At 75.1% G+C, this 25,921-nt stretch carries 20 protein-coding genes; 5 read left to right on the top strand and 15 right to left on the bottom strand.

Going from position 1 to position 25,921, the window contains the following annotated elements; translation table 11 throughout:
* Nucleotides 1–380 precede the first annotated feature (380 nt).
* Nucleotides 381–1,388, bottom strand: coding sequence for a stage II sporulation protein M (locus tag ACGF15_RS28895; RefSeq protein WP_345616534.1), 1,008 nt, complete (start codon nucleotides 1,386–1,388; stop codon nucleotides 381–383).
* A gap of 143 nt (nucleotides 1,389–1,531) precedes the next feature.
* Here ACGF15_RS28895 and ACGF15_RS28890 point away from each other — a divergent pair, with 143 nt between their 5' ends.
* Nucleotides 1,532–2,512, top strand: a complete 981-nt coding sequence (locus tag ACGF15_RS28890) for an RDD family protein (protein WP_392803231.1) — start codon at nucleotides 1,532–1,534, stop codon at nucleotides 2,510–2,512.
* 129 nt (nucleotides 2,513–2,641) lie between these two features.
* On the opposite strand, the gene ACGF15_RS28885 is transcribed toward ACGF15_RS28890, so the two are convergent.
* The 8 genes from ACGF15_RS28885 to ACGF15_RS28850 form a co-directional block, all read right to left on the bottom strand.
* On the bottom strand, nucleotides 2,642–3,256 hold the full coding sequence (locus ACGF15_RS28885; RefSeq protein WP_392803228.1) for a hypothetical protein: 615 nt from the start codon (nucleotides 3,254–3,256) through the stop codon (nucleotides 2,642–2,644).
* A gap of 219 nt (nucleotides 3,257–3,475) precedes the next feature.
* On the bottom strand, nucleotides 3,476–4,933 hold the full coding sequence (gene ahcY, locus ACGF15_RS28880) for an adenosylhomocysteinase (RefSeq protein ID WP_345615208.1): 1,458 nt from the start codon (nucleotides 4,931–4,933) through the stop codon (nucleotides 3,476–3,478).
* A 385-nt stretch (nucleotides 4,934–5,318) separates the two neighbouring features.
* The gene (locus tag ACGF15_RS28875; protein WP_345615207.1) at nucleotides 5,319–6,290 is read right to left on the bottom strand and encodes a cation diffusion facilitator family transporter; all 972 of its coding nucleotides are present in this window, start codon (nucleotides 6,288–6,290) and stop codon (nucleotides 5,319–5,321) included.
* A gap of 168 nt (nucleotides 6,291–6,458) precedes the next feature.
* Nucleotides 6,459–7,625 (bottom strand): mannose-6-phosphate isomerase, class I, encoded by a 1,167-nt coding sequence (manA, locus tag ACGF15_RS28870; protein ID WP_345615206.1) that lies wholly within the window; start codon nucleotides 7,623–7,625, stop codon nucleotides 6,459–6,461.
* A gap of 254 nt (nucleotides 7,626–7,879) precedes the next feature.
* Nucleotides 7,880–9,022: an SIS domain-containing protein gene (locus ACGF15_RS28865; protein ID WP_345615205.1), complete on the bottom strand. Its 1,143-nt coding sequence runs from the start codon at nucleotides 9,020–9,022 to the stop codon at nucleotides 7,880–7,882.
* Between the two features lie 183 nt (nucleotides 9,023–9,205).
* Nucleotides 9,206–9,388 carry a Trm112 family protein gene (locus ACGF15_RS28860; RefSeq protein WP_345615204.1) on the bottom strand — a complete coding sequence of 61 codons (183 nt, stop codon included), beginning with the start codon at nucleotides 9,386–9,388 and terminating at the stop codon, nucleotides 9,206–9,208.
* Nucleotides 9,389–9,645: 257 nt separating this feature from the next.
* On the bottom strand, nucleotides 9,646–11,016 hold the full coding sequence (locus ACGF15_RS28855; RefSeq protein ID WP_345615203.1) for a phosphomannomutase/phosphoglucomutase: 1,371 nt from the start codon (nucleotides 11,014–11,016) through the stop codon (nucleotides 9,646–9,648).
* Nucleotides 11,017–11,146: 130 nt separating this feature from the next.
* Complete coding sequence (locus ACGF15_RS28850; RefSeq protein ID WP_256525779.1) at nucleotides 11,147–11,575, bottom strand: DUF3499 domain-containing protein; 429 nt, start codon at nucleotides 11,573–11,575, stop codon at nucleotides 11,147–11,149.
* A gap of 270 nt (nucleotides 11,576–11,845) precedes the next feature.
* On the opposite strand from ACGF15_RS28850, the gene ACGF15_RS28845 reads away from it, so the two are divergent.
* Nucleotides 11,846–12,277 carry a metallopeptidase family protein gene (locus ACGF15_RS28845; RefSeq protein ID WP_345615202.1) on the top strand — a complete coding sequence of 144 codons (432 nt, stop codon included), beginning with the start codon at nucleotides 11,846–11,848 and terminating at the stop codon, nucleotides 12,275–12,277.
* A gap of 84 nt (nucleotides 12,278–12,361) precedes the next feature.
* Here the strand turns inward: ACGF15_RS28845 and ACGF15_RS28840 are convergent, their stop codons facing one another.
* The 3 genes from ACGF15_RS28840 to ACGF15_RS28830 all read right to left on the bottom strand — a co-directional run bounded on the left by ACGF15_RS28840 (nucleotide 12,362) and on the right by ACGF15_RS28830 (nucleotide 18,328).
* Complete coding sequence (locus tag ACGF15_RS28840; protein ID WP_392803221.1) at nucleotides 12,362–13,978, bottom strand: DUF5719 family protein; 1,617 nt, start codon at nucleotides 13,976–13,978, stop codon at nucleotides 12,362–12,364.
* The gene (locus ACGF15_RS28835) at nucleotides 13,975–17,667 is read right to left on the bottom strand and encodes a glycosyltransferase (protein ID WP_392803218.1); all 3,693 of its coding nucleotides are present in this window, start codon (nucleotides 17,665–17,667) and stop codon (nucleotides 13,975–13,977) included. The genes ACGF15_RS28840 and ACGF15_RS28835 overlap by 4 nt, the downstream gene beginning before the upstream one ends.
* A 397-nt stretch (nucleotides 17,668–18,064) precedes the next feature.
* Nucleotides 18,065–18,328 (bottom strand): WhiB family transcriptional regulator, encoded by a 264-nt coding sequence (locus ACGF15_RS28830; protein WP_256525783.1) that lies wholly within the window; start codon nucleotides 18,326–18,328, stop codon nucleotides 18,065–18,067.
* A gap of 686 nt (nucleotides 18,329–19,014) precedes the next feature.
* Here ACGF15_RS28830 and ACGF15_RS28825 point away from each other — a divergent pair.
* From ACGF15_RS28825 to ACGF15_RS28815, 3 genes are all read left to right on the top strand, one after another.
* Entirely contained in the window at nucleotides 19,015–19,521 is a 507-nt protein-coding gene (locus ACGF15_RS28825; RefSeq protein WP_392803215.1) for a cupin domain-containing protein, read from the top strand.
* 77 nt (nucleotides 19,522–19,598) lie between these two features.
* Nucleotides 19,599–20,555, top strand: coding sequence for a 2-phospho-L-lactate transferase (cofD, locus tag ACGF15_RS28820; protein ID WP_362606509.1), 957 nt, complete (start codon nucleotides 19,599–19,601; stop codon nucleotides 20,553–20,555).
* On the top strand, nucleotides 20,552–21,862 hold the full coding sequence (locus ACGF15_RS28815; protein WP_392803212.1) for a coenzyme F420-0:L-glutamate ligase: 1,311 nt from the start codon (nucleotides 20,552–20,554) through the stop codon (nucleotides 21,860–21,862). Before cofD ends, ACGF15_RS28815 begins: the two co-directional genes overlap by 4 nt.
* Before the next feature lie 53 nt (nucleotides 21,863–21,915).
* On the opposite strand, the gene ACGF15_RS28810 is transcribed toward ACGF15_RS28815, so the two are convergent.
* The 3 genes from ACGF15_RS28810 to ACGF15_RS28800 form a co-directional block, all read right to left on the bottom strand.
* The gene (locus tag ACGF15_RS28810; protein ID WP_392803209.1) at nucleotides 21,916–22,929 is read right to left on the bottom strand and encodes a DNA-3-methyladenine glycosylase family protein; all 1,014 of its coding nucleotides are present in this window, start codon (nucleotides 22,927–22,929) and stop codon (nucleotides 21,916–21,918) included.
* A 29-nt stretch (nucleotides 22,930–22,958) separates the two neighbouring features.
* Nucleotides 22,959–24,077, bottom strand: coding sequence for an NDP-sugar synthase (locus tag ACGF15_RS28805; RefSeq protein ID WP_345615195.1), 1,119 nt, complete (start codon nucleotides 24,075–24,077; stop codon nucleotides 22,959–22,961).
* 255 nt (nucleotides 24,078–24,332) lie between these two features.
* Complete coding sequence (locus ACGF15_RS28800) at nucleotides 24,333–25,802, bottom strand: peptidoglycan recognition protein (protein ID WP_392803206.1); 1,470 nt, start codon at nucleotides 25,800–25,802, stop codon at nucleotides 24,333–24,335.
* Nucleotides 25,803–25,921 lie beyond the last annotated feature (119 nt).

The following is a 25,921-nucleotide window of genomic DNA, read 5'->3' as shown; positions in this document are numbered from 1 at the left end:
CTCGGTCCTGCTCTCCGCTTTCCGGCCTCTCGGCCTTCCGGCGGCTCCGACTCTATCAGACCCTTTCGGCTCCGATTCCCGGTCGGCGGGACTGCGTCAAAGGGGCCGCTCTCGCGTTTTCCTTTTCGGCGCTCCCGACTTTATCAGAGGAATTCCGGCACCCTGAAAGGGTGGAAGTATTTCTCGGAAAGGCCGGGAAGGTGGCTCCCTCGGGCTAGGCGGCCCGTGATCAGGAGCGACATAGACTCTAAACGTTCACGCGTGGACCTGTCCAGTCCGACGCAACCGTTAAAACCTACCTCCCCACGCAGCCCGTGTCAACGGGTTTGTGGGCGAAGAGGAGACTAGCAGCTCTGCGTCGTCCGATGCACATCGGTGGGTCACGCCGCGGTGGGCAGCTGCGCGGTCCGGTCCGCTTCCTCCACGTCGCCGTGCTCCCCGGCCCTGGCCGCACGTCCGCCCAGGACGTAGACGTAGACGAGGAAGGCGAGTTCGGCGACGACCCCGATCGTGATGCGGGCCCAGGTCGGCAGGCCGGAGGGCGTCACGAACCCCTCGATCACACCGGACACCAGGAGGACGAGCGCCAGGCCCACAGCCATGCCCAGCGCTGCCCGGCCCCGCTGGGCCAGCGCGTCCCGCCGGCTGAGCGGTCCGGGGTCGATGACCGTCCAGCCCAGCCGCAGTCCGGTGCCGGCGGCGACGAACACCGCCGTCAGTTCGAGCAGGCCGTGCGGGAGGACGAGCCCCAGGAAGGTGTCCAGACGGCCGGCGGCCCCCATCAGGCCGATGCCGACGCCGAGGTTGAGCATGTTCAGGAACAGGATCCACAGGACCGGGACGCACAGGAAGGCCCCCAGCGTCAGGCACATGGCCGCCGCCTGGGCGTTGTTCGTCCACACCTGGGCGGCGAAGGAGGCCGCGGGGTGGCTGGAGTAGTACGTCTCGTACTCGCCTCCGGGCCTGGTGAGTTCCCTCAGCTCCTCGGGGGCGGCGATGGCGGCCTGCACCTCGGGGTGCGTCCCGATCCACCAGCCGATCACGGCCGCGAGCAGCGTGGAGAGGACGGCGGTCGGTATCCACCAGTGACGCGAGCGGTAGACGGCGGCGGGGAATCCCGCGGTCAGGAAGGCCGCCGCGTCCCGCCAACCGGCCCTGCGCGCGCCCGTGACCGTCGACCGGGCGCGGGCCACGAGCTGGGTGAGGCGTCCGGTGAGCGCGGGATCCGGCGCACTCGACTGGATCAGCGAGAGGTGGGTGGCCGTGCGCTGGTAGAGGGCGACGAGCTCGTCCGCTTCGGCTCCCGTGAGGCTCCTGCCGCGGCGGAGGAGCCTGTCGAGGCGGTCCCACTCGGCACGGTGGGTGGTGACGAAGACGTCGAGGTCCATGGGGGCTGCGGCTCCATGCGCTGGGTGTGCTGGGTGTGCTGGGTGTTCACGGTCCGTCCTGCTGCGGTGCGCTGCGGGTCAGCTTGGCAGACTGGTGTTCGCCAGGGGCAGGCAAGGTCGAGGATCACAAGGGGTGGGGCGGCGTGAGCGGACTGGTGACGGGGGATGCCGTCGTGCTGGGGCTGCAGCCGGCGAGGCTGCCGAGCCGGGCGCTCGCCCTGCTGATCGACCTCGTCGTCGTCTGGACGGCGTACATGATCGTGATGGTCGGTGTGGTGCTGGCGTCCACGGTGCTGGACGACGCCGCCGTGGCCGCCCTGTCGGTCGTCGCCTTCCTGCTGGTCCTGGTCGGAGCCCCGATCGCGGTGGAGACGCTGAGCCGCGGCAGGTCGCTCGGGAAGCTGGCCTGCGGTCTGCGGGTGGTGCGCGACGACGGCGGCCCCGTCCGCTTCCGGCACGCCCTGGTGCGGGGGGCGATGGGCGTCGTCGAGATCATGCTGTCCTTCGGGGTCATCGCGTGCATCGCGTCGCTGGTCTCCGCCCGGGGGCGGAGGATCGGCGACGTCTTCGCGGGCACCCTGGTCGTCCGGGAACGGGTCCCCGCCCAGCGGGCGGCCTGGGTGGTCCCGCCGCCGCCCGCCTGGCTGGCCGGGCGTTTCACGGGGCTCGACCTCTCGGGCGTCCCGGACGACCTGTGGCTGGCGATCCGGCAGTACCTGACGCGGATGAGGCAGCTGGACCCCGCGGTGAGCTGGTCCGTCGCGGTGCGGCTCGCGGGCGACCTGGCGTCCCGGACGGGTGCGCCGGTCCCCGACGGGGTGCCGCCGGCCGCCTACCTGGCAGCCGTGGTGCACGAGCGGCAGGGCAGGGACGTCCGCCGGGCCCATGCGGCGGCCGCACGCGCCTCGGCCGACGCGGCGGCGGAGGGGAGGGCGGCGGCAACGGGCGCGGAGGCGGGCGCCGTGACCGGGCCCGCCGCGGGCGCGCCGGCCGCCGGCGGCCCCGGGACCGCGGCCCCGGAGGCGGCCGCCGGGCGCGGCCGGCAGGGGGAGCGCCCGGGCCCGGCGCCCGCAGGCGCCGACGCGGCTCCGGCTCCGGGCGGCGGGTTCGCCCCGCCCGCGTGACACACGGGCGGGCGCGGGGGCGTCGCATGACCGGGCGGTAAGGGCCGGGCCGGTCGCCGCCGGCCACGGGGGACGCGGCCGCGGGCAGATGCGGGTGGGGGCGAGGGGACCCGGCACGAGAAGGACCCGTCACGAGAACGAGGAGGGGGGTGTCTCCAGCTCCTCGAGCTCGATGCCGGGAGCCGCGAGCACGACGTCCTCTGCGAGGTGCACGGTGTGCTGCTCGCCGGTGTCCAGGGCGCTGACCTGGTATGTGTCCACGACCAGGGGTCCGTTGTCAGTGGTGTGCGCTTCACTGTCGACCAGTGCCCAGGACTGGTCGACGGTCCGGGGTGCGAGGACGGGTTCCGTGAAGGCGACGAGCCGGATGCGGACCGCCGGGCTGCCGGGCTGGAGCCTCAGCAGGCGGGCGGTGGCCACCAGGAAGGCGGGGGAGGTACCGGTGAATGCGGGGGCGCGCACGCTTCCTTCGGTGGCCTGCTCTCCGGTGGGGTCCGTCCGCACCCAGGTGACGCCCTCCAGGGCGGCACCCCGGATCTGCCAGTCGGCCGTGCGGAGTTCCAGCCGGAGGGGGCGGCCGAGATCGTCGAGGGCGAGGTCGACGGTTCCGGACGGTTTCCCGGACGGAGTGAACGTGCGGGAGACGTAGCGCCACCCGGAGGGTCCGGGGGCGCACTGGAAGTGCTCTTCACCGAGAGGGGTGTGGTCGTGGGGGTCGTGAAGCGAATATCGGCCGCGGGGCATGGGCTCGGAGTCCTTGTGCGGTGAGACGCGGCGGTGCCGGCGGCTTCCGTGAGGGGGTCGTTCGGGCACCTGCCGGCGGTGTACCGGAAGGTGCGCCGAGGATGCGAGGCAGGCCCCCGACACGGGGGTGCGGGGGCCTGCCTCGTATCCGGACCCCACACGGCTCTGGACCTCGGACGGCCGCCCGGCGGCGGTGGCCGCCGGGCGGGGGTGCCGGTATCAGTAGCGGTAGTGGTCGGGCTTGTACGGGCCCTCGACGGGCACGCCGATGTAGGCGGCCTGCTCGGGGCGGAGGGTGGTCAGCTTGACGCCGAGGGCGTCGAGGTGGAGGCGGGCGACCTTCTCGTCGAGGTGCTTGGGCAGCGTGTAGACGTCGGTCGGGTACTGCTGGGGCTTGGTGAAGAGCTCGATCTGGGCCAGGGTCTGGTCCGCGAAGGAGTTCGACATCACGAACGAGGGGTGGCCGGTGGCGTTGCCGAGGTTGAGCAGCCGCCCCTCGGACAGCACGATCAGGACCTTGCCGTCGGGGAAGGTCCAGGTGTGGACCTGCGGCTTGACCTCGTCCTTGACGATGCCCTCGGTCGCGGCCAGGCCCGCCATATCGATCTCGTTGTCGAAGTGGCCGATGTTGCCCACGATCGCCTGGTGCTTCATCCGGGCCATGTCACCGGCCATGATGATGTCCTTGTTCCCGGTCGTGGTGATGAAGATGTCGGCGGTCTCCACGACCTCGTCCAGGGTGGTCACCTGGTAGCCGTCCATCGCGGCCTGCAGCGCGCAGATGGGGTCGACCTCGGTGACGATGACACGGGCGCCCTGGCCGCGCAGCGACTCCGCGCAGCCCTTGCCCACGTCGCCGTAGCCGCAGACGACCGCCGTCTTGCCGCCGATCAGGACGTCGGTCGCCCGGTTGATCCCGTCGATCAGCGAGTGGCGGCAGCCGTACTTGTTGTCGAACTTCGACTTGGTCACCGCGTCGTTGACGTTGATCGCCGGGAACAGCAGCGTGCCCTCGGCCATCATCTCGTAGAGGCGGTGGACGCCCGTCGTGGTCTCCTCGGTCACACCGCGGACGTCGGACGCCAGCTGCGTCCACTTCTGCGGGCTGTCCGCGAGGGTGCGGGTGAGCAGGGCCAGGATGTGGCCGTACTCCTCGGAGTCCGCCGTCGAGGGGTCCGGCACCTCGCCGGCCTTCTCGAACTCGACGCCCCGGTGGACGAGGAGGGTGGCGTCACCGCCGTCGTCCAGGATCATGTTCGGCCCGCCGGTGGGGGTGTTCGGCCAGGTCAGCGCCTGCTCCGTGCACCACCAGTACTCCTCCAGCGTCTCGCCCTTCCAGGCGAAGACCGGGACGCCCTTCGGGTCCTCCGGGGTGCCCTCCGGGCCCACGGCGATCGCGGCGGCCGCGTGGTCCTGGGTGGAGAAGATGTTGCAGGAGGCCCAGCGGACCTCGGCACCGAGGGCGACCAGCGTCTCGATGAGCACCGCGGTCTGCACCGTCATGTGCAGCGAGCCCGTGATCCGCGCCCCTGCCAGCGGCTGCGCCTGCGCGTACTCGCGCCGGATCGCCATCAGCCCCGGCATCTCGTGCTCGGCGAGCGTGATCTCCTTGCGGCCGAAAGCGGCCAGGGACAGATCGGCGACCTTGAAGTCGCGGTGGTTGGCGGCACTCGACATGCGGGCTGCTCCTCGTGGTTCGGGGTCGAGGTGGTCTGGGCTGGCTCTGCTGCGGCCGGGCATACGGATGCCCGGTCATCGGCAGGACAGTCCGTCGGAGGCCCTCTCTCCCTCGGTCGGCCCCGGGGACCGCCCGACCGCCATCAGCAGCGACGTCTGACTCCGGAGACGAATCTACACCGATCGGCCGTGCGGACCCCAGCCCGCGGCGGCCCGCAGGGGCGGGTTCCGGCCGCACGCGGTGCTGTGCGGCCGGAACGGACAGGGCCCCGCCCGGACCGATGGGGAGCGCGCGCCCGCACGGGAAGGGCCCGGGCGGACGCCCGCCCGCCCCGCCCCGTCCGGACGGACGCCCGGCCGCGCCGGGGACGCCCGGGGACGGGGGTCAGTGCCCGGTGCCCGGGCCTCCGGGTGTCGCGGCGGGGTCGCTCCCGGCCACCGCCTCGGCCTCGCTGTAGATGTCCGGCTCCAGGTAGATCACCCGTGCGATGGGCACGGCGGCCCGGATGCGCTCCTCGGCGGCGTTGATCGCGGACGCGACCTCGTCGGCGGTGTCGTTGCCCTCGACGGCGATCTTGGCGGCGACCAGCAGCTCCTCGGGGCCGAGGTGCAGGGTGCGCATGTGGATGATGCGCGTGACGGTGTCGCCGTCGACGGTCGCCGCCTTGATCTTCTCGATGTCCTCCACCCCGGCGGCCTCGCCCAGCAGCAGGGACTTGGTCTCGGCGGCGAGGACGATCGCGATGACGATGAGCAGGACGCCGATGCACAGGGTGCCGATGCCGTCCCAGACGCCGTTGCCGGTGAGCAGCGCGAGCCCGACACCGCCGAGGGCGAGGACCAGGCCGACGAGCGCACCGAGGTCCTCCAGGAGCACCACGGGCAGTTCGGGGGCCTTGGCCCGGCGCACGAACTGCGACCAGGAGAGCCGTCCGCGCAGGGCGTTGGACTCCCTGATGGCCGTGCGGAAGGAGAAGGCCTCGGCGATGATCGCGAAGACGAGGACACCGACGGGCCAGTACCAGGCCTCGATCTCGTGCGGGTCGTGGATCTTCTCGTAGCCCTCGTAGACGGCGAACATGCCGCCCACGGAGAAGAGCACGATGGAGACGAGGAAGGCGTAGATGTAGCGCTCCCGTCCGTAGCCGAAGGGGTGCTGGGGGGTGGCCTCCCGCCGGGCCTTGCGTCCGCCCAGCAGGAGCAGCCCCTGGTTGCCGGAGTCGGCCACGGAGTGGACGCTCTCGGCGAGCATCGAGGACGAGCCGCTGAACAGGAACGCCACGAACTTCGCTACCGCGATGGAGAGGTTGGCCAGCAGTGCGGCCACGATGGCCTTGGTTCCGCCTGACGCGCTCATGTGTGCCCGATGTCCCTTCGTGCTGCCGTCTGTCGCCGGCCGGGGCGCTGCCCGGCCTGTGCGGTGCGACATTGTCGCAGCACCCGGGAGCCCCGGGAGCACGGAGTGGGCAGACGGTCGCCCGGAGGGTCCGCCCCGGTGCGAAGGGGCGGACCGCGCCGGGGGAGTTCAGAGCGCGGCGGTCGCGCGGAACACGGTGGCGCTGCCGTCCCCGGCGTCCGCGAGGGTGACCTGTTCCCCGGCGGGGACGAACACGGATTCGCCCGGTCCGAGGGCCGGTTCGCCGTTGAGCTCGGCGGAACCGGCGGTGCACAGGAGGATCTGGGCGCCGGTCGCGGTGAGGTCGCGGGGCGCGGAGCCGGGGGCGAGCACGAACCGGGAGAGGCGGAACTCGTCGGCCGGGGTCTCGTACACCTCCTCGCCGCCGGGAGGTGCCTCGGGCCGCAGCACGGCAGGTTCGGCGGCCTCGAAGCGGACGATCCGCAGCAGTTCGGGCACGTCCACGTGCTTGGGCGTGAGGCCGCAGCGCAGGACGTTGTCGGAGTTGGCCATGATCTCGACGCCGAGGCCGCCGAGGTAGGCATGGGGCACGCCGGCGCCGAGGAACAGCGCTTCGCCGGGCTGGAGCCGGACGTGGTTGAGCAGCATCGCCGCGATCACTCCCGGGTCTCCGGGGTGGTGGTGGGCGATGGCCGCATAGGGCGTGTACGGGCCGCCGAGCCGCTCGGCCGCCGCGGCCGCCTCGGTGACCGTGGCGGCCGTCTCCTCGCGGTCGGCGGTGAGGACGGCGGTGAGGACCTCGCGCAGCGCCGCGTCCTCGGGGTGGGCGTGGAGGAGGTCCACATAGGGCTTGAGGGAGTCGACCTCCAGCGCGGCGAGCAGGCCGGCCGCCTCGACGGGCCTGCGGAAGCCGCACAGCCCCTCGAACGGGGTGAGTGCGCAGAGGAGTTCGGGCTTGTGGTTGGTGTCGCGGTAGTTGCGGTGGGGGGCGTCGAGGGGGACGCCCCGGGCGTGTTCGCGCGCATGGCCCTCGGCGGCCTGGTCGAGGTCGGGGTGGACCTGGAGGGACAGGGGCGCACCGGCGGCGAGGAGCTTGAGCAGGAACGGGAGCCGGGGTCCGAAGGCCGCGACGGAGGCGGGGCCGAGTTCCCGCTCCGGGGCCGCGGCGATCACCTCGTCGAGCGGTCCGCGGGGGGTGCCGGACGGCGCTCCGGGGTGGGCGCCCATCCACAGCTCGGCCTGGGGCTCGCCGGTGGGGGCGGTGCCGAGCAGTTCGGGGAGGGCGGTGGTGGACCCCCAGGCGTAGGGGCGGACGGTGTTGGCGAGGCGGTCCATGGTCCTGTCTTCCTTGGTCCGGCGGGCCCGGTGCGATCGGCGGGTCCGGTGCGATCCGGGGTGGTCCTGCGGTGCGGGGCGGCTCCGGCGGGCCGGAGTCCGGTCCCGGCGGCCGTCCCGGCGGGCCGGGACCGGGCGCGCCGCATCCGGCCGTCCGCACTGCCCCGCGGGGGCGCGTGCGGCACGGAGGCCGCGCGTGCCGCCACCGTGCCACGGGTCCGCGGCCCGCGCATGGCGGGCAGGTGGCGCCGGGGTTACGAGGGCCGGGCCTCGCCCGCCTCCGCCAGCGACAGATACGCGGCGGCGAAGTCGGTGACGGCGAGGAGTTCGGCGATCGACTCCAGTTCGGTGCCCTCCTGCGGTTCGAGTTCGCTCACGGGGGTGTCGTGCCCGAGGGCCAGCTCGCGGGCCGCGGGGGCCGCCGTCAGCCCGCCGGCCGGGCGGTCCCGCAGGAGCACCACCCGGGCGTGGAGGGCCTGCGGCTCCTCGACGCGGTCGCGGAAGAAGTCCTCGGGGTCGGCGCCCGCGGCGAAGCCGCCGACCAGCAGCACCCCGTGCGCGGGCAGTGCCTCGGGCAGTTCGGCGGCGAGCGCGGGCCGTCCGGCGAGTTCGGCGAGGACGGCGGCGAAGCGGCGCCCCGCGGGGGCCGCGCCGACGCCCTCGGTCCAGATCAGCGGCAGGCTGTCGGCGAGTTCGGCGGCCAGGGTCTTGGCGGGGTTGGTGTAGGTGGCGATCGCGGGCCCGCAGCGCTCGGCGACCTCGTCGAGCCGGTCGGCGACCTGGTCCAGTGCCTCGGGGGGCGCTTCGAGCAGCCCGACCCGGTCGAGCAGGGCGAGGAGGGGGGTGAACAGCGCCCACAGGGCGCCGGGTCCGGCCGCCTGTCCCTCCTCGTAGAGCTCGTAGGGGGCGGTGGCCATGGGGACGACGAGGCCGTGGGCGCTCTCGACCGCCTCGGAGAGGGGGGAGGTGCGGGGTGCGACGGCGACGACGGTGGAGCCGCGCCGGTACGCCTGCTGCACGAGCTGCGCGAGGCCGGGTTCGCTGCCGTCGGTGGTGGCCACGAGCAGGAGGTCCAGTGAGCCCGCCCAGCCGGGGAGCGCCCAGCGCAGGGCGCCGGCGGCGTGGGCCACTCCGGTGGGGCGCAGCGGGATCACGGGGGCGGACGCCCCGGCCAGGGCGCCGATGAGGTCGGCGACGCCGACGGCCGCCGTGCCGGGGCCGGCGACCAGGACGGTACGGGGGCGTCCTTCGGGTGCGAGGGCCGAGATGCCGGCCTCGGCCGCGTGGTGTGCCGCGGTGCGTACGCGGGCGCCGGCCTCCGCGGCACCGCGCAGCAGTCCGCGGTGGTCGATGCGGGCGAGAGCGTCCGGCGCGTCGAGGAGCGACTCGTCGAGCATGGGGTGGGCCTCCGATCGCCGTACGCGTGCGGCGGATGGGTGCGGGAGCCGTGGAACCGGAGCGGGCCGGTCGGGCCGAGGTGGGGCGGCCGGGGCCGGGCCGGCGGACTGTGCCGGGGACCGGTCCCCGCCCCGGCGACGGGGCCGCGCGGGCGGCCGCCCGGGTGGGGCGGCCGGACCCGGTCAGGCCGGGCGGCGGGCCTCGTCGACCAGGAGCACCGGGATGCCGTCCCGCACGGGGTAGGCCAGTCGGCAGTCCGCCCCCGTGCACACCAGCTCGGGCGTCTCGGCCGCCGTGCGGTCGTCGAGCGGGGCGTGGCACGCCGGGCAGGCGAGGATCTCCAGGAGGCCGGCTTCGAGCGGCATGGCGGCGGTGTCCCTTCGGGGCGGGGTGGGTCGGCGGCGGGGGACCCCGTCGGAGCCGACCGGTTCTGGCGGGTGGATCTGTTCGGGCTTGCGGGTGCCGTGTGGATCAGGCCTCGTCAGCCTACCGCCGGGCGGGCCGCGGAGGCTCGTTCTGCGCTGCGCCGCGGCGTCGGCGCCCCGGGGGTCGGCCCCCGGGCGGCACGGCGCCCGGCCCGGCCGGTGCGGCCCCCCGGTGGCGGGGGCCGCGCGGGCCGGGCTCAGCGGGTGCGGACCAGCCGGAGCACCTCGTCGCGGAGCGCGGCCATGGTCGCCGCGTCCCGCGCCTCGACGTTCAGCCGCAGCAGCGGCTCGGTGTTGGAGGCGCGCAGGTTGAACCACCAGTCCGGGGTGGCCACCGTCAGCCCGTCCAGGTCGTCGGTGGTCACGCCCTCGCGGCCGGCGAAGGCCGCGCGGACGGCCTCGGTGCGTCCGGCCTGGTCCTCCACCTGGGAGTTGATCTCGCCGGAGGCCGCGTACCGGTCGTACTCGGCGACCAGCTCGGACAGCGGCCTCGGCTGGGAGCCGCGGGCGGCGAGGACGTGGAGGGCGGCGAGCATGCCGGTGTCGGCGTTCCAGAAGTCCCGGAAGTAGTAGTGGGCCGAGTGCTCTCCGCCGAAGATCGCGCCGGTGCGGGCCATCTCCTCCTTGATGAAGGAGTGGCCGACCCGGGTGCGGACCGGGGTGCCGCCGTTCTCCCGGACCACCTCGGGCACGGCCCAGGAGGTGATCAGGTTGTGGATGACCGTTCCGCCGGGGCGCTTGGCGAGTTCCCGCCGTGCCACCAGGGCGGTGATCGCGGACGGGGGGACGCCCTCGCCGCGCTCGTCCACGACGAAGCAGCGGTCGGCGTCGCCGTCGAAGGCCAGGCCCAGGTCGGCGCCCTCGGCCCGGACGCGGGCCTGGAGGTCGGTGATGTTGGCCGGGTCGAGGGGGTTGGCCTCGTGGTTGGGGAAGGTGCCGTCGAGTTCGAAGTACATCGGCACCAGCGTCACGGGCAGGTGCCGGAAGACGGCCGGGACGGTGAGCCCGCCCATGCCGTTGCCGGCGTCCACGACCACCTTCAGCGGCCGCATCTCCCACAGGTCGACGAGGGAGAGCAGGTGGTGCGCGTAGTCCTGGAGCGTGTCGGGCTTGCTGACGCCTCCCATGGCGGCGGCGGGCCCGGGGGCGGTGCCCGTGCGCGACCACTCCTCCACCAGGGCGCGGATGTCGGCGAGGCCGGTGTCCTGGCCGATGGGCGCGGCCCCCGCACGGCAGAGCTTGATGCCGTTGTAGCGCGCCGGGTTGTGGGAGGCGGTGAACATCGCCCCGGGCAGGTCCATCTTCCCGGAGGCGTAGTAGAGCTGGTCCGTGGAGCACAGGCCGATCAGGGTGACGTCCGCCCCCTGGAGCGCGGCGCCCTTGGCGAAGGCACCGGACAGCCCGGGGGACGAGGGCCGCATGTCGTGGCCGACGACGACGGCCGTCGCGCCGGTCACCTGCACGAAGGCGGCACCGAACAGCTCGGCGAGGTCCTCGTCCCACTGGTCGGGGACCACTCCGCGGATGTCGTACGCCTTCACGATCTGCGACAGATCAGCAGCTGCCACGGCCTCATCCTCCACAAGTTCTCGGCGGTCGCCACAACCTACCCGTACGGTCCGCCGCCGGTCCGCCCGGTTCTCCCCTCCGTGAGCGGGGTCCCGCGCGGCCGCGGGCGGGAACGGGATCCGGACGCGCTCAGTTGTCCGGGGAGCGCAGCACCCTGAGGTGGCCGCGCCGGGCGACCTCCCTGGGGTCCGCGGTGCGCCGCCCCCCGGGTCCGCCGCCCTCCGCCGTGCGTCGCTGGGGGCGCGCCGCCTCGCGGACCGCGTTGGCCAGCGCCTCCAGGTCGTCGCCGCTGGGGCGTGCCGGGGCGGAGCCGTCCGTGAGCCGTACGACCTCCCAGCCGCGCGGGGCGGTGAGCCGCTCGCCGTGCTCGGCGCACAGGTCGTAGCAGTGGGGCTCGGCGTAGGTGGCGAGCGGGCCGAGGACCGCGGTCGAGTCGGCATAGACGTACGTCAGTGTCGCGACGGCAGGGCGGCCGCACGCGGTGCGAGAACATCGACGTACAGGGCTCACGACGTTGGACGGTACCGCACTCTTGAGCGGGCTGCGACGACTCTCCATCAGGTCACTCCCCCGTGTCGTGACGTGGCATCCGACGAAACACCGCTTCCGGTAACTGGCCTGACCTGCACGGGAAGAGAACCGCACGGACGGCGGTCGCGCAAGGCCCGGTCGCGACTCGGGGTGAATGATGTCAATCGGCGCGGGGGCGCCGGTCGCCGGGGGGCGCAATCGCGCCCAAGCGTGGCCGGATCGTTCAATCGGCGACAAGGCGGGCCGCGGCGGGCCGTGCGGCGGCCGTCCGGGGGACCGGGGAGTTACCCTGCGTGAGTGAAGGACAGTCCCGTACCGCCGCCGCCCGCGCAGTCCCGTCCGCGCCACCGCGACCGCCACGGACGGGGGATGCGCGGGCCGGTCGCCCCTCCCCAGGTCCCGCTCGCGGTCACCCGCGCCGACACCTTCCGGGATCTGGTGCAGGACTCCGTCGACCGGCTGGAGCGGCGCTGGCCTCAGCTCGCCGACGTGGACTTCGTGGTGATGGAGGTCCCGGGCGGGGCGGAGGACTCGGTGCCGCTGGGCGGGGTGCTGTCCGCCTCGAAGGGGCGGCCCGCGCGGGTCGTGGTCTACCGGCGCCCGGTGGAGCTGCGGACGAAGAGCCGGGACGAGCGGGCGCTGCTGGTGCACGAGGTGGTCGTGGAGCAGGTGGCCGAGCTGCTGGGTCTCTCCCCGGAGTCGGTGGACCCCCGGTACGGGCAGGACTGACCGGGGGCGGGCGACCTGGACGGGGGCGGGCCCCGCGGACCCGGGCGGTGTCCGCGGGGCCCGGCCGGGCCGGTGCCGGCCCGGTCAGTGCCCGAGCACCGTCAGGTCCTGCTCCGCCGTCGGAACGGACACCGTGCCCCGGTCGTCCGGCAGGTTCTGCACGGTGAACATCGGGATGCCGTCCTCGGAGACCTCCAGCATCCGGGAGGCGTGGACGGGACCTCCCGAGAGGGTGCGCACGGTCAGCGCGTAGACGCCCTTGAGCCCCTCGGGGAGCGGCGCGGTGATGGTGAGCGTGGTGCCCGCCTTCACCGTGTACTTCTTGACCGCCGGAGTACCTCCCCGGGTGCCCGCGGAGGCGGTCACCTCGACCTCGGCCGCCGCACCGGGGGCCGCCATGGACAGCAGCGTGCCCCGGTCGCGGTTGTCCGCGACGCTGGCCCGCTCGCCCACGGGTGCGGCGGCGGGGATGAAGGCGGTCTCCCGCTTCTCCCCGGTCCCGCGGACCACGCGCAGCGCGGCCACCACGGGGGTCGCCGCGCCGTCCTCCGCGGGGCTGAGGAGCAGGCTTCCGGCCTCGCCCTTGCTGACGTCCGCCAGGTCCAGCACGGAGGTCATGCCGGACTTCACGCGGACGCTCTCGCTGCCGGCCGGGGTGATGGTCCCGGTCGGGCCGGCGAAGCGCACGGTGAGGGCGGCGTCGTCCTCACCGGGGGCGAAGGCGACCAGCTGGACGGAGGTGGCGTCCCCGGGGATGCCGGGGAGGACCGCGGTCGACGCGGGGGCGGCCGAGGCGGTGAGCCAGTCGCTGCCCAGGGCCTCGTCGAAGGCGCGGACGGCGGCGCCCACCCGGCCGGCGCGGGTGCTGACGTGGACGGTGACGTCCTCGGCCTTGTCGGTGGTCAGGGTCGACAGCAGGACCGGGACCGAGCCTCCGGGCGGAACGGTGATGCCCTCGGTGAGCGTGGCCTTGAGCAGGCCGTCCTTGCCGTAGAGCTCGATGTCGACGACGGCGCTCGCGTCGTCCGGGTTGCTCAGGTGCACGTAGTCCTGGCGGCTTCCGGCGAGGGAGGCGCCGGGGAACCAGAAGTCGGTGTCGGGACCGGTGCAGCTGATGCCGAGCAGTCCGCGGCCGGCGCCCGCGGGCACGGTCGTCGTCTGCTGGGTGGTCCAGCCGGGGGCGAGGGCCCCGGACGCGGTGCCGAGGAGCGCGGGCGCGTCGCCCCCGTCGGCCTCGGCCGCGACGGGTGTGCCGGGCTGCTTCAGCGCCAGGACCGGCTTGGGTGCGGCCTCTGACCCGTCGGCCTTCCCGGCACCGGCGGAGTCCCCGGCCGCCTCGCCGCCGTCCTCCGTCTCCTCGTCCGATGTCTCCCCGTCCTCGGCGGGGGCGTCGGCCGCTCCCGCCAGGCGTGCGGTGGCGGCCCGCAGCTCGGCGGCCGCGGCGGGGGCGTCGCCGTCCCCGGACGCGGTGGGGGACGGCGTCCCCGCGGCTGCCGCGGGCGTGTAGGAGGTGTAGAGCGTCTCGGCCAGTTCCGAGGTGCCGGGAGCCGGGCACAGCAGGCTGGAGCGCTCGACCGGCAGGCGGGCGGCGGCACTCGCTGCGGCGGGGGCGCCGGCGTCGGAACCGGTCGTCGCGGCAGCGCCGGTGATCGCCGCGAGGGCGGTGGCGACCGCGATCAGGGACAGGGTCGTGCGCTTCACTGGTCGCCTCGCGTGGTGCCGGGGGCCTGGGAGGGCGGTTCGGGGTACCGGCCGCCGTATCCGTACGGGTCGTCGTCCTCGCCGCCCTGCGGCGGGTACGGCGCCGAGCCGTACCCCTGGTCGGAGTACGTCCCGCCGGAGTGGCCCTGCTGGTAGGGGTCGTGGCCGTAGGGCTGATCACCGGGGTGGGCGGCCTGGCCGGGGTCCTGGTACGGCGGTGTGCGGGGGTCGTAGCCCTGGCCGCCGTAGTCGGTGCCGTCCGGGGCGTAGGAGGCGCGGCCCTGCCAGTCGGCGTCGTGGCCGCCGGCGTACCCGGCGTCGGGGACCGGGGCGTAGGCGCCGGGGCCGGCGTCCGGGGCGCCGGTGCCCGCGGTGCGTCCGTCCGCCGGGGGGGCGCCGGGCCCGGTGCGGGTCTGCGCCGGGATCTCGGGCGCGCCCTCGGCCTCGGCCTGGGCGCGCAGCCTGCGGGCGCGCCGGCCGTCGCCCTCCTCGGGCTGCGGCGGGACGGCGGCGGGCTCCTCGTCGGGCAGGTCGTCGTCGACCTGGCGGCGCCGCCCCGGCAGGGCGAGGACCACCAGGACCAGGGCGAGGGCGCCCTGCGTCCAGATCCGGGCGGTGTGGGTGACCGGGTCCCGGTGGGTGAGGGCCAGCCGCCCGCCCTCCGCGGGCAGTTCGAAGCCCTGGGCCCAGCCGTCCACCGTGGTCCGCTCCAGCGGGCGCCCGTCGAGGGTGGCCTGCCAGCCCTCGGAGACCCGGTCGGCGATGCGCAGGACGCGGCCCGCGCCGCCCTTGGGGATGTCGGCGTGCGCCTCGACCGGTCCGGAGGCCACGGGCAGGGGGTCCTTGTCCCCGTCGAGGACGGTCACCCGGGCGACCTGGCGGTCGACGCGCCACAGGGCGCTGCCGTCGAGCTGGCTGAGCCTGCTCAGCCCCGGGGTGGCGTCGAGGACGCGGGAGGTCTCCCGGGGCACCCCGTCGCGCACCAGGACGTAGCGGATGGCGTACCCGCTGAGCTGGCTGGTCTGGTCGGCTCCGGAGCCGGCGACCAGGTTGGCGACGACGCCGTCGAGGCGCGCGTCGCTTCCCTCCGCCTCGGCGAGTTCGGCGTCGCCGAGGCGCCCGCCGGAACCGCGTACGAGCATGTAGGAGACCGTCGCGGCCGAGGTGCCGCCGAGCACCAGGGTCCGGGGCTGGTCCCGGGTGACGCTCTCCTCGGCGACGAAGGCGGGCACGTGGACGGGGTCCCGGCGGCCGATCGGCCCGTCGGCTCCGCCGGCCATCCACAGCACCGCGGCACCGAGCGGGGCGAGCGCGGCGGCCAGTGCCACGAGCGCGGCCAGCGGCTGGCGCCAGCCGAAGTTCCGGGCGGCGACCCGGGTGCGGCCGCCCTCGGCGCCGAGGACGGCCGCGGTCAGCAGGGCGAGCCCGTAGACGAGGGTGGCCGGTCCGGCCCAGCCGGAGCCGTCGGCGGCGACGGCGCACACCAGGCCGGCGAGGGCCGCGACCCAGGCGGTGCGGATGGCGAAGGTGCGCTCTTCGCGGAGCAGGGCGGCCAGCGCGGCGGCCACGATGCCGAGCATCAGGATGCCGCCGGGTGCGCCGGGACCGCCGGGGCTGATGCCGAGGAGGTCGAGCGGTTCGGCGAAGCCGCTGCCGAGGTGCAGGCCCGCCTCGCGGAGGAATCCGGCCGGCCGGGTGAGCAGCTCCAGCGACCAGGGGGCGAGCACGAGGACCGGGGTGGCGACGGCGGCGAGGAAGCGCAGCGCGTAGGCCGGGAGGTCGCGGCGGTGGAGCACCAGGACGGCGAGACCGGTGGCGACGGCGAGCGGCCACACCACCGGGGTGAACGCGGTCGCGACGGTGAGCAGCAGCGCGTAGGTCCAGGTGGCCTGCCAGGTGCCGCGGGCGCCGCCGCGGGTGCGCAGCCCGTGGGCGGCGACGGCCGCGCGGGCGGTCAGCGGGAGGAGGATCGCGAGGACGGCGGTGCCCAGGCGCCCGGCGGCGAGCGCGCCGGTGGCCGCGGGCAGGAAGGCGTAGGCGATGCTCGCCCAGGCCCGCAGGAGGCGGGACTCGACGAGCGGCCGGGAGGCGAAGTAGGCGGTGAGCCCGGCCAGCGGGACGGAGCAGACCAGCAGCACGGTGAGCGCGAGGCCGGTGGAGCCGAAAGTGAGCCAGGACAGCAGGGCGAGGACCGCCAGGTAGGGCGGCGCGGTCGGGGTGCCGCCGGTGCCGACGGCGTGCCAGCTCTCGGCGTAGCGGGCCCACAGGTCCCCGGCGTCGCCGGGGGCGGGCAGCAGCGCGCCGCCGGACAGGGCGCCGCCGCCGAGCAGTTCGCGGCAGGCGACGAGGGAGACGAGGAGCAGGAGGGCGAAGAGCAGCGGCGCCGGTCTGCGGGCGATCTTCTTGAGCCGGGAGAACTGCTCGATCTCCAGGTAGTCGGCGTCGTCGCCGCCGGGGCCGGACTCCACGACGCCGTGGCGGGAGCCGCTGTCGGAGTCGGAGCGGCCGAAGCCCGCGAGGACCTGCTCCAGGGTGGCCCGGACGGTGGCGCCCGGCGGCGGGAAGAGCGGCCGCAGCTCCTTCGCCTGGACGGCACCGCGGGGTCGGCGGCGCCGTCCGGCGATGATCCGCTCGGGCCGCAGCAGCACCCCGGACAGGCCCATCACCTCGTCGACGGCCTGGCCGGGGACCTTGCCGACGAGGTAGGCGACGGTGCGCAGCAGCGTGCCGACGACGAGGCGCAGCAGGACCCACGGCAGGGCGACGGTGCGGGCGTTGGTGAGGAGGGTGTAGACGGCGCCGGCCTTGTCGACGCGGTGCGGGCTGGCGACGGAGCGGCCCGCGCAGTCGACGGTGCGGCGTTCGCGGGCGGCGGCCTCGGCGTGCCGGAGGACGGCCTCGGGTGCCACGAGGACGCGGTGCCCCGCGCTGTGGACGCGCCAGCACAGGTCCACGTCGTCGCGCATGAGGGGCAGTCGGCGGTCGAAGCCGCCGAGCTCCTCGAAGACGACGCGCCGGACCAGCATGCCGGCGGAGGAGACGGAGAGGACGGAGCGGACCTGGTCGTGCTGGCCCTGGTCCTGTTCGCGGCGGTCCAGGCCGGTCCAGCGGCGGCCGCTGTCGGCGATGGAGACGCCGGCCTCCAGCAGCTGCCTGCGGTCGTACCATCCGCGGAGCTTGGGGCCGACGACGGCGACGGAGTCGTCGGAGTCGGCCACGCGCAGCAGTTCGCGGAGGGCGTCCGGCGCGGGGGCGCAGTCGTCGTGGAGGAGCCAGAGCCACTGGACGGGTTCGCCGTGCGGCAGATCGGGCAGCTCGTAGGCCTCGTCGTGCCAGGTGCGGGTGACCGGGTCCCAGCCGCTGGGCCGCCTGAGGTAGGGCAGGTCGTCCAGGCCGAGCACCCCCGCGGTGCGGGCGGCCTCGTCGACGGCGGTGCCGAAGCCGGTGCGGCGGGCGAGGTGCAGGACGCGGTCGGGGCCCAGCGACCTCGTGAGCAGCTGCGCCGAGTCGTCGGCGCTTCCGGTGTCGGCGGCGACGGCGTTCTGCACGGGGCGTTCCTGGCCCAGCAGTCCGTCGAGGGCGTCGGGCAGCCAGCGCGCACCGTCGTGGGCGACGAGCACGGCGGTGACCACGTGCCGCGGGAACTCGGGTGCGAACGCCGGGGCGAACGCTGCTGTGGTGGCGGACATTGAGCTACGGGCCCTCCGGCCGGAAGGGGCGCCCCGTGGGGGCGTGGGTGCGTCACGGACGGGGCCCCACACTAACGGCTGACGTCACATCGGTCCGCCGCCCGTACGCGGGGTACGGGCGGCGGACCGATGCCGATGTCCCTGTATGCCCTTGTTCGCCGTATGCCCTTGTTCGCCGGCCGGTGCGGCGGCTCGGCAGGCCCGGCGCCCCGCGGAGTCCGAAGGGCGCGCGGGGCGCCGCTCCCGTGCGGGGCGGGAGGCCGCCCTTCCCCCCGGCCCGGGCGGCCGGTCCGGGGGCGGAGGACCCGCCCGGGGCGACCCGGCCGCGGCGACCCGGCCGGGTCCGCCCCGCGCGGGGCGGACGCCTCGGACCAGGCGCTTCATCGGACCAGGTGCGTCAGACGGCCGCCTTCTTCAGCCGGCGGCGCTCCCTTTCGGACAGCCCGCCCCAGATGCCGAAACGCTCGTCGTTGTTGAGGGCGTATTCCAGGCATTCGGAGCGGACCTCGCAGGCGAGGCAGACCTTCTTGGCCTCCCTGGTGGAGCCGCCCTTCTCGGGGAAGAAGGACTCCGGATCGGTCTGGGCGCACAACGCGCGCTCCTGCCAGCCGAGTTCGTCGTCCGCGTCCTCGACCAGCAGTTGTTGGAACAGCTCGGTCATGTGCGCCCCTCGTCTGTCTTTGCGTCCCCGTGATGTTGCCGCGATGCTTTTCGGCCGAACGACACGAGTGAAATTACAAGTGTGTAGCTCCGAGCGAGTCAAGCCACGATCTGCTATTGCGCCAGGTATTCACTCTGCGGAACCAAGGCTATGCGGAAAGTGTTCAAATCACCAAAAACCTGACACATGCCAGCGGCCAACTCCCCACACCTCCCTTTCCGGAGGGAGACGCCCTGGAGATCGGCACTGTTGCAATCCGGCCACCGAAGCGATCCGGATCACAGTAAGGTCACGGAGCCCCAACAGCGTTTACCGGCAGGACTGCTGGCGCATGTCTCCCCACCCTTCCCCGCACAAACCTTTCTCCGGACGCCATAACCGGATGTGATGAAACATTGCCGCCAAACCGGTCATTGGGTTGACATCGGGTGAGCCCACCCGTCACCTTGGGTGCCATGCCAGCGACCTCAGCGCCCCTCGCGACCCGCCACCGCGGGTCCCGCAGCGCTGTCCAGGCCCGCTGTCGCTGTTGTCGCACCGCCTCCTGAAGCCGTCGAGCCCCGCTCCGGCCTCCCCCGCGCACCCGCTCCGCCGCGCCGCACCGTTGTCCGGCGCATCCCGCACCGCCCGTACCTCCGGGTCGGGCAGGCCCCGTACGCTCCCCCTGCCGAGGACCACCGCACCCCATGAACAGCGACAGCGACCTCCAGATCGCCGGCGACATCCTCTCCGTCCAGCACCTGCTCCGGCCCGCACCCGAGCACCCCTCCACCGTGGCCGAGTTCGCCGGCCTCGCCCGGTCCATCGCCGCGGACCGGGCCGGCTGGGAGCCCCTGGTCCGGTACGACGCCGCCTCCCGCTGGTACCACCGGCTCCGGACGGGCCCCGGCTACGAGGTCTGGCTGCTGAGCTGGGTCCCCGGACAGGGCAGCGGCCGCCACGGCCACGGCGGCTCCTCCGGGGTGCTCACCGTGCTCTCCGGCGAGCTGACCGAGCGCTCCGCGCGCGGGGAGCTGAGCCTGCGCCCGGGAGACCAGCGGGTGTTCGCCCCGGGATACGTGCACGAGGTCGCCAACGACGCGCTCGACGGCGCGGTCAGCCTCCACGTCTACCACCCCGGCCTCACCGAGATGCCGATGCACGACGCCCCCCGGTGCACCGCGGGCGTACCCCTCGCCACCCCCCTGGCCTGACCACCGCGAACCCTCCGCCCCCGCCCCCGCGGTGGGCGTCCGCCGCCGCCGTGTGACCGGCCTGCGACACTGTGCGCATGCGCATTGTGGTTCTGGCCGGCGGCATCGGCGGCGCCCGTTTCCTCCGCGGCCTCAGGAGTGCCGCGCCCGAGGCGGACGTGACGGTGATCGGCAACACCGGCGACGACATCCATCTGTTCGGGCTCAAGGTCTGCCCCGACCTCGACACCGTGATGTACACCCTGGGCGGGGGCATCGACGAGGAGCAGGGCTGGGGGCGCCGGGACGAGAGCTTCCGGGTGAAGTCCGAACTCGCGGCCTACGGAGTGGGCCCCGAGTGGTTCGGGCTCGGCGACCGGGACTTCGCCACCCATATCGTCCGCACCCAGATGCTCGGGGCCGGGTACCCGCTCAGCGCGGTCACCGAGGCGCTGTGCACCCGCTGGAACCCGGGCGTCCGGCTGCTGCCGATGTCCGACGACCGGGTCGAGACCCATGTGGCCGTCACCCTCGACGGCGAGCGCCGGGTGATCCACTTCCAGGAGTACTGGGTGCGGCTGCGCGCCTCCGTGGACGCGGAGGCCGTGGTGCCCGTCGGAGCGGACGAGGCGAAGCCCGCGCCCGGGGTGCTCCAGGCCCTGGCCGAGGCGGACGTGATCCTCCTGCCGCCGTCCAACCCCGTCGTCAGCATCGGCACCATCCTCGCCGTACCCGGGATCCGCGAGGCCGTGGCCTCCGCCGCGGCGCCGGTCGTCGGCCTCTCCCCCATCGTCGGCGGCGCCCCGGTGCGCGGCATGGCGGACAAGGTGCTGGCCGCCGTGGGCGTGGAGTCCACCGCCGCGGCCGTCGCCCGGCACTACGGAGCGGGGCTCCTGGACGGCTGGCTGGTCGACACGGCGGACGCGGCGTCCGCGCCCGAGGTGGAGGAGGCGGGCATCCGCTGCCTCGCCGTGCCGCTGATGATGACCGACACCGGGGCCACCGCCGCCATGGCACGTGCCGCGCTGGCGCTGGCCGAGGAGGTACGGGCGTGACCTCCCCCTCGCTCCGGGTGTGGGCCGTCCCCGGCATCGGGGAGGTGCGGCCCGGCGACGACCTGGCCAAGCTGATCGCCGCGGCCGCCCCGGACCTCGCCGACGGGGACGTCCTGCTGGTCACCTCGAAGATCGTCAGCAAGGCGGAGGGCCGGGTCGTCCGGGCGACGGACCGGGAGGCGGCCGTCGACGCCGAGACGGTGCGCGTGGTGGCGCGCCGCGGCACGCTGCGGATCGTGGAGAACCGCCAGGGCCTGGTGATGGCCGCCGCGGGGGTGGACGCCTCCAACACCCCGGCGGGGACCGTGCTGCTGCTGCCCGCGGACCCCGACGCCTCGGCCCGGGCCCTGCGCAGGGGCCTGCACGAGGAACTCGGCGTCGACGTCGGAGTGGTGGTCACCGACACCTTCGGGCGCCCGTGGCGTGCGGGCCTCACCGACGTGGCGATCGGCGCGGCGGGCGTCCGCGTCCTCGACGACCTGCGCGGCCGGACCGACGCGCACGGCAACCCGCTCCACGCCACCGTCGTCGCGGTGGCCGACGAACTCGCCGCCGCGGGCGACCTCGTCAAGGGCAAGGCCGAGGGCCTGCCGGTCGCCGTGGTCCGGGGCCTCGCCCACCATGTCGGCCCGGCCGGCGGACAGGACGCGCAGGGGGCGCGGGCGCTGGTCCGCGACGCCGCCGACGACATGTTCCGCCTCGGCACCTCGGAGGCCGTGCGCGAGGCGGTCACCCTGCGCCGCACCGTCCGCTCCTTCACCGACGAGCCCGTGGACGGCGGGGCGGTGCGGCGGGCGGTCGCCGCCGCGGTGACGGCACCCGCGCCCCACCACACGACCCCGTGGCGCTTCGTGCTGCTGGAGTCGGAGTCCTCCCGGCTGCGGCTGCTGGACGCGATGCGCGAGGCGTGGATCGCGGACCTGCGCCGCGACGGCAGGTCGCCGGAGTCGATCGCCCGGCGCGTACGCCGCGGGGACGTGCTGCGCAACGCGCCGTATCTGGCCGTCCCCTGCCTGGTCATGGACGGGGCCCACCGCTACGGGGACGCCCGGCGGGACGCGGCCGAACGGGAGATGTTCACGGTCGCGGCCGGTGCGGGCGTGCAGAACTTCCTGGTGGCCCTCGCGGGCGAGCGGCTGGGCTCCGCCTGGGTGTCGTCCACGATGTTCTGCCGCGAGGTGGTGCGCGAGGTGCTGTCGCTGCCCGCCGACTGGGACCCCATGGGGGCGGTGGCCGTCGGGCACCCGGCCGCGCCCGCGCCGCCCCGCCCGCCGCGTACGGCGGAGGCCTTCGTCGAGGTGCGCTGAGGCCGGGGCGGGGCGGGCCCGGGCGGGCGCACCTGCCGCCGGGCCCCGCCGTGTCACCAGCGGGCGATGTCCACCCGCCGCATCTTCGGCTCCCGGCGCGGCGGGGTGCGCCCGGAGAGCAGGACCAGCCGGGCGGCGCGGTGGCGCTGCCCGGCGTAGGGCTCCAGCAGGTCGAGCATCGCGGCGTCGTCGGCGTCCCGGTCCCCGGCCAGCGCGTAGCCGACGATGCGCGGCAGATGGAGGTCGCCGAGGGTCAGCGCGTCCGGCGCGCCGTGGCTGCGCTGCACGGTCTCCGCCGAGGTCCACGGCCCGATGCCGGGCACCCGCTCCAGCCGTGCCATCGCCTCGGCGGGCGGCATCGAGGCCGCCTCCTCCATGCGGTGGGCCACCCGCACCGCGCGCAGCACGGTCGAGGCGCGCTTGTCGTCGACCCCTGCCCGGTGCCACTCCCAGGACGGGATCCCCGCCCAGGTGCGCGGGCCGGGCATGACATGGAGCCGGGAGTCCGGGCCCGGCGCGGGCTCGCCGTGCCCCCGGACCAGCAGCCGCCAGGCGCGGTACGCCTCGTCCGTGGTGACCTTCTGCTCCAGGACGGAGGGGATCAGGGACTCCAGGACCAGCCCGGTGCGCAGCAGCCGCAGGCCGGGGCGGCGGTGCCGCGAGGCGGCGACGAGGCGGTGGCGGGGGGTGAGCTCCTCCGGGGCGTCGGCGGCGCCGAGGAGTTCGGGCACCCGTTCCAGAAGCCAGTCGGCGCCCTCCCCCCAGGCGTCGGCCTCGACCGTTCCCCCGCGCAGGGCGAGGCGCAGTGTGCCGGGGCCCTCCGGGGTGCGGCTGGCCCGCCAGACCGCGCCGTCCGGCGAGATCCGGAACGTGGGGTCGGCGGGCCCGCGGCGCAGCGGGCCGAGCACCAGGGGGAGGTCCAGCGGCCAGGGCGGGGTCCAGCGCCGGGAGCGGGGCGGGGCGGCCGGACGGGGCACGCCGCCGGGCGCGCGCCCGCCCCGCGGTACGCGGCCGTCGCCGCCCCGCACCGTGGTGCGGCGCATACCCGGTTCGAAGCGCCCTGCCATGGCGCCCAAGACTACTGGCCGGGGCGCCGCTACTGGTCGGACGAGAAGCGCACCGCGCCCGCGGGGAGCACGGCGTCGCACCACACCCGGGCGCCGTGCCGGAGTTCGTTGTCCTCGCCGACGACGGCTCCGTCGCCCACGACGACCCCGGAGAGCACGGTCCGGGCCCCGATCCGGGCCCCGCGGCCGATCAGCGACTCCGAGACGACCGCCCCGGGCTCCACGACGGCTCCCGGGAGCACGGTGCTGCCGTCGATGCGGGCGTCGGCGCCGATCCGGGCGCCCTCGCCGACCACGGTGCCGCCGTACAGCTTGGCCCCGGGCGCTATCCGGGCCGAGGGCAGGACCAGCCGCTCGCCGCGGCGTCCGGGCACCGCGGGCGAGGGTGCGCGGCCGAGCACCAGGTCTGCGGAGCCGCGGACGAAGGCGTGCGGAGTGCCGAGGTCCAGCCAGTAGGTGGAGTCGACCATGCCCTGGAGGTGGGCGCCGGCGGCCAGCAGTTCGGGGAAGGTCTCGCGTTCGACGGAGACGGGGCGGCCGTCCGGGATGCCGTCGATCACCGAGCGGCGGAAGACGTAGGCCCCCGCGTTGATCTGGTCGGTGACGATCTCCTCGGGCGTCTGCGGCTTCTCCAGGAAGGCGGTGACCCGTCCGGTGCCGTCGGTGGGCACCAGGCCGTAGGCGCGGGGGTCGTCGACGCGGGTGAGGTGGAGGGAGACGTCGGCGCCGGCGGTGCGGTGGGTGTCCACCAGCGCGGGTATGTCCAGTCCGGTGAGGATGTCGCCGTTGAAGACGAGGACCGGGTCGTCCGGTCCGGAACGGAGCCGGGCGGCGGCGTTGCGTATGGCGCCGCCGGTGCCGAGGGGCTCCTCCTCGGTGACGTACTCGAGGTGCAGTCCGAGGGCCGAGCCGTCGCCGAAGTACGGCTCGAAGACCTCGGCCAGATAGGACGTGGCGAGCACGATGTGCTCGACGCCCGCGGCGCGGGCGCGCGCCAACTGGTGGGTGAGGAACGGGACACCTGCCGCCGGGACCATCGGCTTCGGTGTCCGGACGGTGAGCGGACGCAGCCGGGTGCCCTTGCCCCCGACCAGGAGTATGGCTTCCGGGGCCCGGGAGGCCGGGACGGCCTGGTTGGCCTGGTTCAATGCGGTCTCTGCTTCCTGCTGGGGCCGGGCACGGTCGCTTGTCGGACCGGCCAGTCTAGGCTCTGCCCGTCCGTCCCCGGCGGCGGCGCGACGGCGGCCGCGGGCACCTCGCCCGCGGCGGATCGCCCGCGTACGCCCGGTACGAGGACGGCCCTCCGCCGCGGCGGGCGCCGTGCGCCGGTCCACCGGGGACGGCGGGACGGCCCGAGGGAGCGTGTGCGCGGGGGCACCCGGCCGCCGCCCCGGCAGCTCCGGTCAGCGCCCCTGCAGCGCGGCCGACGCCGTGCGGATCGTGCCGAGTTGGCCGTAGAGGCGGCCGCCCGGGCAGTCGGTGGCGAAGCCGTCGCGGTGCCCGGCGATGGTGTTGAGGGTGACCTTCGCGCCCTTGGCGTACTTGCCGCTCCCTCCCGAGACCAGGGTCACGCTGCCCTTCGGATCGACTCCGTGCAGGCCGAGCTTCCACGCGGTCAGTCGGGCGACCGCGGTGACCGCGGCCTGCGGCGGATTGGAGGAACTGTACGTGCCGAGCACGGCTATTCCGGTGCTGTTGGTGTTGAAACCGAGCGTGTGCGCGCCGAGGACCGGTTGGGCCACGCCTCCCGCACGGCCTTCGTAGATGTTTCCGCACTTGTCGATGGCGAAGTTGTAGCCGATGTCCCGCCAGCCGCTGCTCACCGTGTGGTAGCGGTAGATACTGCGCAGGACGGAGGGCGCCTGCTGACACGTGTAGTTGTTGCCCGTGGCGCTGTGGTGGACGAAGGCGGCCTTGACGGTGCTGGTGTAGACGAAGGTCTTCTCGCGGAGCGACTCGTCGGCGCCCCAGCCCTTGCGGGTGACGATCGCGGGGCGGGGCCCGATGTGGGGCTGGGCGGCGGCCGCGTCGAAGCCGAGCGTGCCGCCCGCCGCGGCGGCGGCCTCGGTGTCGCCGCGGTCGAGTGCGGGCAGCACCGTGCCGGGGGCCGGGGCGCTGGTGGTGCCCGTGCCGGGGCCCGAGGCCGTCGTACCGGTGCCGTCCCCGCCGGTACCGTCCCCGTCGGCGTCGGTGCCGTCCCCGCCGGTGCCGTCCCCGTCGGCGTCGGTGCCCTCGGCGTCGGTGCCCTCGGCGTCGGTGCCCTCGGCGTCTGCCGGGCCGGTGCCGTCCGCCTCGCCGTCTCCGCCACCGCCGCCCGCGCGGTCCTCGGCCGCCGGGGCCGGATCGGCCCCGGGTCCGTCACCCGGGTCGACGAGGTCCAGGCGCAGGCCCTCGGGGAGGGGGCGGCTGCTGCCGTCCGCGCGCTTCACGCGCACCTCGACGCCGTCCGAGGGCCCCACCCACAGCGGGGCGGTGGAGCCCCGCACCCGGCCCGCCGCGCTCTCCTCGGTGCCGGGGTCCGCGGCGTGGTCGGCGTTGTGGGTCTCGACCTGCTGCCAGGGCGACCAGGTGCCGTCCGCCAGCGAGCGGGTGCGGACCTCGACGGTGCCCTCCAGTTCGGCCGCGGCGTCCTCCCAGACGAGGCCGAGGAGGGAGAAGGGTGCGACGTCCCGGCGGGGCAGCCCCTGCACGACCGCGCCGAACGAGCGGTCCGTGGCCGAGGGCCCGAGGGGTTCCAGGGGGAGGGAGCGGGTGGTCCCGGGGATCTCCCGCTCGGGGTCCGCCTCCGTCGCCGCGCCGGCGGTGAGGGAGAGCGGGAGCACGAGCGCTGCCGCGCAGGCCGCGCTGATCGATGAAACGAGGTATCCACGCATGGCTCGAATCGTCAAAGGGGCGTCCGTTGATCGCCTTTCGGGAATCCGGTCGCGCCCCGTCCGGCCGACCGGGCTACCCGGCCCCCGCGGCCACGCTCCCCGGGCGCCGCGCGCGTACC

This window comes from Streptomyces sp. NPDC048001 (assembly GCF_043203115.1).
GTDB lineage: Bacteria > Actinomycetota > Actinomycetes > Streptomycetales > Streptomycetaceae > Streptomyces > Streptomyces sanyensis.
This window is presented reverse-complemented; position numbering and strand designations above follow the sequence as displayed.